General features: G+C 58.4%; 11 protein-coding genes. 8 read left to right on the top strand and 3 right to left on the bottom strand.

Translation table 11 applies throughout. The annotated features are described in order from the left end of the window. Window positions 1-31: 31 nt before the first annotated feature. The 3 genes from AC0J4F_RS04175 to AC0J4F_RS04165 are packed head-to-tail and all read right to left on the bottom strand — an operon-like array spanning window position 32 to window position 2,278. Window positions 32-478 carry a MarR family winged helix-turn-helix transcriptional regulator gene (locus AC0J4F_RS04175; protein WP_473025497.1) on the bottom strand — a complete coding sequence of 149 codons (447 nt, stop codon included), beginning with the start codon at window positions 476-478 and terminating at the stop codon, window positions 32-34. 19 nt (window positions 479-497) lie between these two features. Further along, a complete protein-coding gene (locus AC0J4F_RS04170; RefSeq protein WP_473025496.1) occupies window positions 498-1,358 on the bottom strand; it encodes a MaoC/PaaZ C-terminal domain-containing protein in 861 nt (286 codons plus the stop codon). Further along, window positions 1,358-2,278, bottom strand: coding sequence for an SDR family NAD(P)-dependent oxidoreductase (locus AC0J4F_RS04165; protein WP_209002369.1), 921 nt, complete (start codon window positions 2,276-2,278; stop codon window positions 1,358-1,360). The genes AC0J4F_RS04170 and AC0J4F_RS04165 overlap by 1 nt, the downstream gene beginning before the upstream one ends. Window positions 2,279-2,477: 199 nt before the next feature. On the opposite strand from AC0J4F_RS04165, the gene AC0J4F_RS04160 reads away from it, so the two are divergent. The 8 genes from AC0J4F_RS04160 (at window position 2,478) to AC0J4F_RS04125 (ending at window position 12,023) form a co-directional block, all read left to right on the top strand. After that, complete coding sequence (locus AC0J4F_RS04160; protein WP_473025494.1) at window positions 2,478-2,891, top strand: PaaI family thioesterase; 414 nt, start codon at window positions 2,478-2,480, stop codon at window positions 2,889-2,891. A 29-nt stretch (window positions 2,892-2,920) separates the two neighbouring features. After that, the gene (locus AC0J4F_RS04155; protein ID WP_473025493.1) at window positions 2,921-4,408 is read left to right on the top strand and encodes a hydroxymethylglutaryl-CoA synthase family protein; all 1,488 of its coding nucleotides are present in this window, start codon (window positions 2,921-2,923) and stop codon (window positions 4,406-4,408) included. A 12-nt stretch (window positions 4,409-4,420) separates the two neighbouring features. After that, on the top strand, window positions 4,421-5,626 hold the full coding sequence (locus AC0J4F_RS04150; RefSeq protein ID WP_473025492.1) for an acetyl-CoA acetyltransferase: 1,206 nt from the start codon (window positions 4,421-4,423) through the stop codon (window positions 5,624-5,626). Between the two features lie 105 nt (window positions 5,627-5,731). Then, entirely contained in the window at window positions 5,732-6,511 is a 780-nt protein-coding gene (locus AC0J4F_RS04145; RefSeq protein ID WP_473025491.1) for an enoyl-CoA hydratase/isomerase family protein, read from the top strand. A gap of 19 nt (window positions 6,512-6,530) precedes the next feature. Then, a complete protein-coding gene (locus tag AC0J4F_RS04140; protein WP_133949498.1) occupies window positions 6,531-8,054 on the top strand; it encodes an AMP-binding protein in 1,524 nt (507 codons plus the stop codon). A 14-nt stretch (window positions 8,055-8,068) separates the two neighbouring features. Beyond that, window positions 8,069-10,210 (top strand): acetate--CoA ligase family protein, encoded by a 2,142-nt coding sequence (locus AC0J4F_RS04135; protein WP_133949496.1) that lies wholly within the window; start codon window positions 8,069-8,071, stop codon window positions 10,208-10,210. Between the two features lies 1 nt (window position 10,211). Continuing rightward, on the top strand, window positions 10,212-11,414 hold the full coding sequence (locus AC0J4F_RS04130) for a CaiB/BaiF CoA transferase family protein (protein WP_473025490.1): 1,203 nt from the start codon (window positions 10,212-10,214) through the stop codon (window positions 11,412-11,414). Between the two features lie 162 nt (window positions 11,415-11,576). Beyond that, window positions 11,577-12,023, top strand: a complete 447-nt coding sequence (locus AC0J4F_RS04125; RefSeq protein ID WP_133949491.1) for a MarR family winged helix-turn-helix transcriptional regulator — start codon at window positions 11,577-11,579, stop codon at window positions 12,021-12,023. Window positions 12,024-12,204 lie beyond the last annotated feature (181 nt).

Genomic DNA, 12,204 nt, shown 5'->3' with positions numbered 1-12,204 from the left:
CAAGTCCTCCCAGACTTTCTTATCGCCGCGCTCAGCAGGCTTCTTTGTTCAGTGTTTCAAGCAGGTTCTGCCGCACCGCTTGCAGGTTGGACAGCAAAACGCGAATGCTGGTTTCCGGCAAGCCCTTGAAGGATGCGCCATCTACTTCGGCGCTGCATTCATCCATGATTTTTTCCAAAGGCCGGGCCTCGTCCGTGAGACATACCCGCTTCGCGCGCCGGTCGATCGGATCCGCCCGGCGCTCAACAAGACCGCGTGCTTCCAATCGGTCGACAAGTCCACCGACCGTCACCGTGCCGACATCCATGCGGCGTGCGATGTCCGACTGGGTCAACTTGTCTTCGGCAAGCAAGTGCAAAAGCACCCGCGCCTGGGACATGGTCAGCCCATAGGGAGCGATGAGGCGATCGAACAGAAGGCCGCGAAACCGGGCAATGTCCTGAAAGATCGATTTGCAGGCCGCGAGCGTTGCATCCATTTCGCGTTCCCCCTCGTTTTTATCCCAGCTCGACGCATCCATTGTTCAACACCACCGTATCGCGCTCCAGGACCTTTGACCGGAAAGAGATGACGTCGCCATCCCGCCACATCTCGGTCCGGATGGTCTCGCCTGGATAGACCGGACTTGAGAACCGCAATTTTAAGGATTTCAACCGGGTCGCGTCATATTCGCAGAAGCTGCGCAGAACCGCATGTCCGGCGATCCCCAAAGTACAAAGGCCATGGAGGATCGGCACTTTGAACCCCGCTGCCGCGGCCACCTTCGGGTCGGCATGCAGCGGATTGGGGTCGCCGGACAAACGGTAAAGCAGCGCTGCATGCGGCCTTGTGGGGAGGTCGCACACAGCGCAGGGCGCGCGCTCAGGTACTTCGTGCGGTTGCGGCTGCGGGCCCGATGCCCCGCCAAAACCGCCATCCCCGCGCGCAAAGGTGGTTGACGACAAAGTGGCGAGCTTGTCGCCGGTGCTTTTGTCAACGAGATCACGTTCGGAATAGATCAGCGCGCCCTTGTCCGCCCCCTTGTCGAGAATGCGGGTGATGCGAGTGCGGGCTGTGACAGTTGCCGATTTCGGCAGAGGCTTGTGCCAGCGGATGCCTTGTTCGCCATGCAGTATCTTGCGCCAGTCAATGCCGGTCGCAGGCTTGCGCAGCCAGAAACCTGGCCCGGCCAGCACAACGGCCATGGTCGGCACAGCCTTGAAATCGGCTTCCTCAAAAACGAAGGGCAGTTGCCCCTCGTCGATCGGGTCATGGCCATATCCGACGCCAAGGGCATAGATGATGCTGTCCTTGATTGAGTAGGTTTGTTCAACCTCCTCGAAGGGCCAGGCCATCAGCTTGTCATAGTCGATGGCCATCAGACCGGATCCCAGCAGAACACGTCGGCTGAGCGCTCAAGGGGCACAAGTGTGCTGGAAAAAGCCGGGAATGCGTGTTCGAGAATGGATTCCGGCGTCCAGCCGTCGGGACGCGCCATGGACCGGATCGGCCGGGGTTGGCTGAGCAGCATGACCTCGCTGCCCCGGGAAACAAAGACTTGGCCGCTAACGTTCTGGGCGGCATCCGAGGCAAGAGCTGCAACGAGCGGTGCGACCTTTGCCGGGGTCATGCTCTTCAAGCGCTCAACCCGGATACGCTCTTCTTCGGACTTGATCGGGATGGTGCCGATCAGGCGGCTCCAGGCAAAAGGCCCGATCGCGTTGGATGTCACATTGTAGCGCGCCATGTCGAGGGCGATGGACCGTGACAGGCCGACCATACCGAGTTTTGCGGCGGCATAGTTGGCCTGACCGAAGTTACCGATCAATCCGGACGTGGATGTCATGTGAATCATGCGGCCTGATTGCTGCTCCCGGAACACGGTCGCGGCGGCGCGGCTCACATTGTAGGCACCTTTCAAGTGGACGGCGATCACCTGATCCCACTCGTCTTCCGTCATCTTGTGAAAGATCGCGTCCCGGACAATGCCGGCATTGTTGACCACGATGTCGAGCTTGCCGAAGTTTTCGATTGCCTGATCAACCATGCCTTGGGCTGCAGCTGAATCCGTGACGCTGTCGAAGTTTGCAACGGCCTTGCCGCCAGCGGCGGTGATTTCGTTGACGACCTCGGTTGCCGGGAGCGCATCCTCGCCCTCACCACCGCCAGTTCCGCCGAGGTCATTGACGACAACGCAGGCACCCTTTTGAGCCATCAAAAGAGCAATCTCGCGGCCAACACCGCGGCCCGCGCCGGTGACAATTGCAACTTTTCCATCCAGCAAAGCTTTGTCAGACATTCCCATCCCTCAGTATTTCGGCCTCAAAATCGGGCAATTGCGGCGCGTAAGTAGATATGCCGCCAAATTTGTATCGCAGATTAATAATACGCTTGCGAATAATAATCAAGACATATAATATCCGGTTAGAAGGCGATGCTTCGGACAGCGGTTATCCTGAATCGTTTCGAGGGCCGGAGCTGTAAGAGCGGGAGAAATCATGACCCTTGCCGAGACATCGGGGCCAATAGGGGAGTTCAACAAGCTTGTCGGGTTTGAGCTGACCGAATGGCAGCGCAATCATGCGTGTGTTGAGGTCGAGATCGACAGCTACCATACCAATGTCATGGGTGTGACCCATGGCGGTGTTTTGGTGAGTGCGCTCGATTTTGCATGCGGCATGGCTGGCTGTTTTCGCCCGCCCCCGGAGCCGCGTTTTTATTGTATGACATTGACATTAAACACGAATTTCATCGCGCCAATGCGCAAAGGGTTGTTGCGGGCGCATGGCCGCCGGATTGGCGGGGGGCGGTCCGTGTTTTTTGCCGAAGGAGAAATTGTGCTGCCGGACGGCACTCTGATCGCCACCGCATCGGGCGCGTTCAAGCTGTTTGACCGGAAGCCGAAAGCATAAGCGCTGAAAAGCGCGGGAGGAGGAGCATCATGGATTTGGGAATTCTGGCCTTCGGCGGCTACTTGCCGCAAAGCCGGTTGCAACGTGCTGAGATCAGCAAGATGCACGGCTGGTACAATCCCGGCTTGAAGGGATTGGCAAAGGGCGAGCGTACCATCGCCAATTGGGACGAAGACGCCATTACCATGGCGGTCGAAGCGTCCAGGGACTGCCTGACCGGGCTCGATCGCTCTGAGATTTCTGCAGTCTTTATGGCGTCGACCAGCTTTCCGTTCGATGACCGGCAGAATGCCGGGGTGGTTGCCGACGCGTTGAACCTCAAAAGCCAACTGATGACGCTCGATCTGGCAGCCTCTCAGCGCGCGGGCAGTTCCGGATTGTCGGTTGCCTTGCAAGCGGCCTCTGGTGCCGAGGGACCAATTCTGTTTACCGCCTCCGAACAACGCAAGACCAAGGCCGCGAGCCCGCAGGAAATGACTTATGGCGATGGTGCCGCGGCGGTTCTGGTAGGCAAAGGCGAAGTGATTGCGAAATTCATCGGGGCGCACACCGTATCTGCCGACTTTGTCGATCATTTCCGGGGATCCGGTCATACGCATGACTATGCCTGGGAGGAGCGCTGGCTGCGGGATGAAGGCTATTTGAAAATCGTGCCTGACGCGATCAAAGCCGTGCTTGATAAAACAGGCACTGCGGCAAGCGATGTCACGACGTTTTGCTTCCCGGCCGCCATGAAGCGGGTCGCCAGCATGCTCGCCAAGAAGGCGGGCCTTGCGGACAAGGCCGTTGCCGACAATCTCCAAGCGACTTGCGGGGAAGCGGGGGCCGCCCATCCCGTCATTATGCTGGTGCACGCTTTGGAAACCGCAAGACCGGACGACAAAATCCTTGTGACCGGCTTTGGCCAGGGGTGCGATGCTTTGATCTTCGAAGTGACGGACGCCATCGAAAAGCTTGCACCGAGAACCGCTGTTTCCGGCCATCTGGCCCGACGCCGGGCGGACACCAACTACGCCCGCTTTCTCACCGTCAACGGCCTGGTCACGATGGAAGAGGGCATAAGGGCGGAGGTCGATAAACAGACCGGCCTGTCCACCCACTATCGAAACCGGGACATGGCACAGCGCATGATCGGAGGGTGCTGCAGTGAATGCGGCACACTGCAGTTCCCCAAAAGCAATGTTTGCGTCAATCCGAATTGTGGCGCCATCGGCACGCAGGAAGACCACGCGTTTGCCGACAAAAAGGCCCGGCTGAATTCCTTCACGGCCGACCGGCTGACCTTCTCTCCGGACCCGCCCGCCTATTACGGCATGATCCAGTTCGAGGACGGCGGCCGGTTGATGGCCGACTTCACAGACATTGATCCGGACCAGGAACTGGCCGTCGGCATGCCCATGAAGTTGATGTTCCGGGTGAAGGACTACGACAGGAATCGTGGTTTCCGCCGGTACTTCTGGAAGGCAACGCCAGACAATGATGATCAGGCCAGCGCGCCCGCCGAAGCGGCCGAATAAGGAGGAACGAACATGGCATCTGGAATTAGAGACAAGGTCGCCATTCTCGGCATGGGCTGTTCGCAGTTTGGCGAGCGCTGGAGCGACAATGCAGAAGATCTGATGATCGAAGCGTTTACCGAGGCCCTCGGCGACGCAGGCATTGAGAAAAACCAGATCGACGCCGCCTGGCTCGGGACGGCCATTGAAGAACAACATGTTGGCAAGTCCGCCGTGCCGCTGTCGATGGCGCTGCGTTTGCCGAATATTCCGGTCACACGCGTTGAAAACTACTGTGCCTCCGGCTCTGAGGCCTTCCGCGGCGCAGTTTATGCCGTTGCAGCTGGGGCGGCCGACATCGCGCTGGCTCTCGGTGTCGAGAAGCTCAAGGATACTGGCTACGGCGGCTTGCCTCAGCGCAACCGCGGCTCAGTCAACGATCTTTTTTGGGCGAACGTGTCCGCACCCGGATCCTTTGCCCAGCTGGCGTCGGCCTATCAGGCCAAACACGGCATCAATGCCCGCGATCTGAAACGGGCCATGGCGCATATCTCTGTCAAAAGCCACGACAATGGCGCGCGCAATCCCAAGGCTCATCTGCGCAACAGGATCGATGAAGACAAGGTGCTGAATGCACCGATGATTGCCGAACCGCTCAGCCTGTTCGATTGCTGTGGCGTGTCTGACGGGTCGGCCTGCGCCATCGTGACCACACCGGAAATCGCCAAGTCCCTCGGCAAGCATGACCTCATTACCGTGAAGGCCTTGCAGTTGGCCGCCTCCAACGGACTGGAAGCGCAGCACAATTCGTGGGACGGCAGTCATTTCGTGACGACGCACAAATGCGCAGAGCGCGCCTACAAGGAAGCCGGCATCACCAACCCGCGCGATCAGATCAGCCTGTTTGAAGTGCATGACTGCTTTTCAATCACCGAGCTGGTGACAATGGAAGACCTTTTCATCTCACCGGAAGGCGGCGCTGTGAAGGACATCATGGACGGTTTTTATGATGCCGACGGCAAGGTCCCCTGCCAAATCGATGGTGGTCTGAAATGCTTTGGCCACCCGATCGGCGCGTCGGGTCTCCGAATGATTTACGAAATGTATCTGCAGCTTCAGGGCCGTGCGGGAGACCGTCAGCGCAAGGAAGAGCCCGTTTTCGGCATGACACATAATCTGGGCGGTTTCCCGCACCAGAACGTCTGCTCTTTGGCAATCGTCGGAAAGATGGGGGCGTAAGCGCCGCCATCGCGATGGCAGGGCCCGGTGACTGATACCTAGCCGGGTCTTGTCACAGCAGTTCAGCAGGAGGAGCCGCCTGCAAAAGCATCCTGGGGAGGAGCAATGAGCGATTTACTTGTAAAGCGGGACAGCGGTGTGTTGAGCCTGACGCTCAACCGTCCGGACCGGTTGAACGCCCTGTCAACGGACATGCGCGAGGGCATCTTGTCGGAGCTTCTATCGGAGTTGCATGCTCCGAGTGTGCGCGCTGTTTTGATCACGGGGTCCGGCCGCGGCTTTTGCAGCGGTGCCGATCTCGATCTTGAAACGATTTTGGCGCGCCGTCAGCATATCGAGACCCAGATCCTGAGCGGTATCAACCGGGTTGTGCAAGCACTGCGGGATCTTCCCGTCCCGGTCATTGCCGCTGTCAACGGACCGGCTGCCGGAGCCGGGTTCTCCCTCGTCCTTGCGTCCGACATTGTCGTCGCCGCGCAGTCGGCCAAATTTCATCTGTCCTTTGCAAGGATCGGCGCGGTCCTCGATGGCGGGGCCTCTTCGCTCCTGACCCACAGGATCGGTGCATCTCGGACCACGGCGCTAGCGATGCTTGGCGGATCGATGGACGCGGAAACGGCAAAAGACTGGGGCCTGGTTCACGAAGTTACGGAAGAAAAAAGCCTTTTGGATACCGCAACCACCCTTGCACAGCGCCTCGCCTCGGGACCAACCGTCGCACTCGGCTTGATCAAGCGCGAAATCGCAGCCGCGCAATCAGCATCCCTCGACGAGTCCCTGCGTCTGGAAGCCGCCTGTCAAAGCAAGGCCTTCAACACCCAGGATTTCGAAGAAGGCGTCCGTGCCTTCGGTGAAAGTCGCAAGCCCAATTTTCTGGGCCAATAAACGGGAAGAGACACAAAAGATGCCGAAAACATTGATTTGCGGGCCCCGGTCTATGGACACCGATGACGTGCGCACCCTTGCACGCCGCGCCGCGAGCGGCTTTCTGCAAGCTGGAGTTACGGAAGGTGGGACTGTTGCCACCATGATGCGCAATGATTTCCCGCTGGTAGCGATGGATCTGGCGGCAGCTCTGGTGAAGGCGGCGGCTGTTCCGGTTAACTGGCGTTTCACGGCTGAGGAAGCCGCCTATATTCTGAAGGACTGCAAGGCCAAGGTTTTTGTTATTCACGCGGATCTCTGGAACCAGATCGGCCCGGACCTTCCGCTTGATGTCATTGACCAGCTTCAGATTGTCATTGTGCCGACCCCGGCCGACATCGCTGAAAGCTATGGCCTCTCAGCAGATGCTTGTGCTGTGCCGGAGGGGTTCCCGGTCTGGGAGGACTGGCTCGCAGACCAACCTGTCTGGGAGGGACCGGACGCCCATGGGCAGGCTGCGATGATCTACACCTCCGGGACCACCGGACACCCCAAAGGCGTGCGCAGGCTGACCAATCCCACCTTGGTCAGCACCGGGTACAACAGGATTTTTTCCGAACATTGCCGGACCCTGATGGTGGCTCCGATGTATCACTCGGCCCCAAACCGGTTTGCCATGCTGACTATTGATGTGGGCGGCGATCTTGTTCTTGTTCCGCGATTCGATCCGGAAAAGATCCTTCAGATCATTGAGGAGCATCAGATCACCACGGCCTTCATGGTACCGACCATGTTCATCCGGCTCTTGAAACTGCCAGCTGCGGTGCGCCAGCAATATGACAAATCCTCCCTGCGGCACATCGTTGCCGCCGGCGCACCGTTCCCCCCGGATATCAAACGCGCGATGATCGACTGGTGGGGACCCGTGATCTTTGAGTATTACGGCGGCACCGAAACCGGTGCGGTGACGTTGTGTTCCAGCGAAGACGCACTTCAAAAGCCGGGCACGGTGGGCCGCGCCGTTGAGGACGCGACAATCAAGATCTTTGCCGAAGATGGGTCGGAGTGCCCGCCGAATGTGCCAGGCGAAATCTATTGCCGTCTGCATTCCTTTCCCGACTTTGTCTACGAGGGCCGGCCGGAGGACCGGGCCGCTGTTGAGCGGGACGGGCTCTTCACCGTTGGCGATATTGGCTACCTTGATGACGACGGCTATCTGTTCATCTCCGACCGCAAGCGCGACATGATCATCTCCGGTGGGGTCAACATCTATCCGGCGGAGATCGAGGCCGCCATGTTCGGCCATGATCGGGTCCATGATTGTGCGGTTTTTGGAATTCCCGATCCCGATCTAGGCGAAGCCATCGCCGTTGCCATTCAGCCGGAACCGGACACCACCATCGATACCGGTCAATTGCAGAATTACCTCCGGTCCCGGATTGCCAGCTACATGATCCCCCGTAAGATCCTGATAAAGGACAGCTTGCCGCGGGACGACAACGGCAAGATTTTCAAGCGCAAGCTGCGCGATACTTTTTGGGCCGATGCCGGCCAGCGGATTTGAGTAAGGAACATTTCATGGCCGATGTATTGCCTTCCACCAACGCCAGCCTCGATGTTCTCCTAAAGCCTCAATCCGTTGCAATCATCGGGGCGTCGGATGATGCAACCAGGATTGGCGGGCGGCCGGTCGCCAGCACGATAGCCGGCGGGTTCAAGGGACGGATCTATCCAGTCAACCCGAAGCGGCCAACGGTTCAGGGTCTCAAGGCTCATCCATCGATTACCGAGGTGCCCGAAGCGGTGGATTGCGCAATTGTTGCCGTGCCCGCGCCTCTCGTTGAAAAGACGGTTGTGGATTGCGCCGCCATGGGCACCAAGTCCACGATCATTTTCAGCTCCGGTTTTGCAGAACTCGGAGCGGAGGGAGCAGAAGCACAGCAACGGATCGCGGCAGCTGCTCAGAAAAACGGGATGCGGCTGATCGGTCCGAATTGTATCGGAGCGTTCAGCGTCAGTGCCGGCTGGTTCGGCACGTTCTCTAGTGTTCAGGCCAGCTTGCGCCTTGCTCCGGGAAAAACGGCAATCGTCAGCCAAAGCGGTGCCTATGGGGCGCACATGTTCTACATGGCACAGCGGCGCGGTGTTGCGACGGACCTTTGGGTGACCACTGGAAATGAATGCGACATCGATGTTGCTGAGGTCATCGCTTACTATGCGGATCATCCGGATGTCTCGACCATCATGGCCTATACCGAAGGCGTGAAGAACCGAGACCGTATGTGCGCGGCTCTTGATTTAGCCCGCGCCGCGAAGAAGCCGGTGATCATGATCAAGGTCGGAGACACGGATGTGGGCGCAGAAGCTGCGGCCACACACACGGCCAGTCTTGCTGGTGATGATGCGATCTACGACGCGCTCTTCAAACAATATGGCGTTTACCGGGCGCACAGCTGCCAGGAAATGGTCGATGTCGCCTATGCTTGTCAGACAGGGCTTTTCCCGACGGGCCGGAAGATGGCCATTCAGACAGTCTCCGGCGGCATTGGCATTCAGATGGCCGACGAGTCTGTCAAAAACGGCTTGGAAGTTCCGGCGATGCCGGAGGCCTTGCAGCAAAAACTTCTGGGGCTGATCCCCTACGCTGGTGTGCGCAATCCGATCGACATTACCGGGCAGGTCCTCAACCAGCCGGAGGTCATCGGTCAGGGCATCGATCTGTCGATCCGTGATAGCGGCTGTGATTCCTATGCAATCTATCTTGCGAGTGCCCCACAGGCGCCGGGGCTCAAGAACTTCTGCCTTCAGACGTTCAAGGACCTGCGAGCAAAACACCCTGAAACACCGATGGCGCTCAGCATGATCGCCACACCTGAAATCATTGCCGAGTATGAAGCGCTCAACATCGGCTGTTACGAGGATCCTGTGATGGCGATCCGCGCAATGGCGGCCCTTGCGCAGTTTCACGAGACCTTCGAACGCGGCCAGCCGGATACACCTTCAGATCTTCCGGCGGATTCGGACAGAGTGCCGGATGAACGGGTGTCAGAAGCCGGGGCAAAAGCCATTCTGGCAAGCGCCGGCATCCCGGTGACGCGTGACTTCCTGACGGCTGGTGCCGAGGAGGCAGTCAATGCGTGGCACGCGATTGGCGGCCCCGTGGTTTTGAAAATCGCCTCGCCGGATATCTTGCACAAAACAGAGATTGGCGGCGTCTTGATCGGTCTAAACGACGAAAAGGCCATAGCCGAAGGTTTTGAAGCTATCCTGAACCGGGCGCGGGCAGCCCAACCAGATGCCACAATTGAGGGCGTGCTCGTCTGTGAAATGGTTTCAGGAGGTGTTGAAACGGTCCTTGGTGTAACGAATGACCCGGCACTCGGGCCGGTGGTGATGTTTGGTCTTGGCGGGGTTTTCGTTGAAGTGATGAAGGACGTGACCTTCCGCCTGGCCCCGTTTGGCGTTGATGAAGCGCATCGCATGATCGGCGAGATCAAGGGACGGGCGATGCTTGATGGTGTGCGGGGCGCACCGCCTGCGGATATTGATGCATTGGCGCAGGCTCTGTCCCGGCTCTCGGTCTTTGCCGCAGAAAATGCCGACCGGTTGGAATCAATCGACATCAATCCGTTTGTCGTCCTGCCGGACGGCGCCGTTGCCCTGGACGCGGTTATTGTTCCCAAAGCCACAGGGCCTGCCGGCGATCCGGCGGGAAAGTGACATGCGGGCATTCAAGGGACTGCGCGTCATTGATTTCACCCGCGCGCTTTCAGGGCCCATGGCCGCGCAAATGCTGGCGTTGCTCGATGCAGATGTGGTCAAGGTCGAACCGCCCGGCGAGGGAGACCAGCTGCGCGGAGTGCTGGCCAGCCCTGAGATGGCGGCACAACGCCTCTCACCGGCGTTCCTTACCGGCAATCTTCGAAAGCGCAGCCTTGCCCTTGATCTGAAGTCGGAGATTGGACGCGAGGCGGCAGGCCGATTGGTTTCCGGCGCGGATGTTGTCATCGAAAACTTCGTTCCGGGAACCGCGAAGAAACTCGGCATCGACTACGAGATGGTTCGAAGAGCCAACCCGGATGTCATCTATTGTTCCATCAGCGGGTATGGTCAAACGGGTCCAAGAGCTTCGGAAAAAGCTTATGATTCTGCCATTCAAGCCGATTCTGGGATGATGTCACTGACCGGGTTCCCAGAGACAGGGCCGACCCGGATCGGTTTCATGCTTGTTGATGTCACAACCGGTGTTTCGGCAGCCTATGCGATAGCGGCAGCGCTTTACCGGCGGGCCATGACCGGCAAAGGCCAGTTTCTGGACGTTGCCATGTACGACACGGCCCTTCAGTTGATGTGCTGCCAAGGGGCGGACTATCTGGTTCGAGGGCACCTGCCACCGCTGATGGGCAATGAATCCCCGATGACCCAACCGACTGCCGGGACCTTCGAAACATCGGACGGCATGATCCTGCTTGCAACCTTGACCTCAGATCAGCAGGAAGGGACTTTCAAGGCGCTCGGTCTTGCGGAGTTATTGGGAGACCCGCGTTTTTCCTCCGAGCTCGCCCGCCACAAACATCTTGAAGAAGGCCGGGAGCTGATCCGGCCCGTCTTGCGAAGCCGTTCGACGGAGGAATGGTTGAAAATCCTGAAGGCGCATGGCGTCCCTGTCCAAGCCGTTCGTGATCTGGGTCAGGCGCTGTTCGACCCGCAGCTTGACCATCGCGGCCTGCTTGTGGAGGCGGGGAAACTGGACACCACATCAGACCCCGTCACCTTGCTCGGCGCGCCCTTCATCGCGAACGAGGACGGACCGCACCAAACGGCAGAGCCACCCTTTCAGGTCGGGCAGCACAGTCGTGAAGTTCTGGAAGAACTTGGTTTCTCTGCGTCAGAAATCACAAAATGCCTGGCAACAGCTCCGTAAGGTTACCCTCGACCAACTGACGATTGTTCGCATGTACATATTTTGCTAAGGATCGCGCGCCGTTAAGGCAGGGATAAAGACTTTGACCGGACCGATGGCAAGCAGCGGGTGCAGAAAATCCGCTGATGAAATCGGTTTTGGTAAACCTGAAATTGGACACATATGCACGACCTGGATCGCAAACTCGGAACTTTGTTCAGCGACATTGCCCGTTTCCGCCGGATTCTCTTCGATCAGCTGGCAACCGAGTATGACCTGACCCATGTGCAGGTGTTCCTGCTCAATCATCTTCACAAGGATGATGGTCTGACTCAGACGGATCTTGCATCCCGGATGGATATCGGAACGGTCACGATCAGCGGTCTCGTGGACCGGCTGGAAGCCAAAGGCTATGTGGAGCGCCGGCCAGATGATAAAGACCGCCGCGCCAAACGTGTTTGGCTGACGCCGAAGATGCAGGAAGTCTGGAAGAAGATCGGCGAAAGCATGCGCCAGATGAATGAAGTCACCTTCGAAGGTGTCGATGAAGCCGACATTGAGCATCTGATCACGACCCTGCGCAAGGCACGGCAGAACCTTCAGGGCCGGTTGAGCGGAACCGGCGCTTAGCCCTGGTTGGGCTATTCCTTCATAACTTCATGAAATCGGGTGCTGGGCTTCAGAGCTGGCGGTGTCTTCTTGCTCCGTTTTGACTGACCCTGCAAAGGGCGTCGAGCCCGCTAGATCACTATAAACGCTTGCCAGAAAAATAGTTCGCAATATAATAATAAATATACTTATGAAAAACGTT

Source organism: Roseibium sp. R5 (assembly GCF_055755305.1).
Note: the sequence above shows the minus strand (reverse complement) of the source record. Positions and strands in the feature narration are given on the sequence as shown.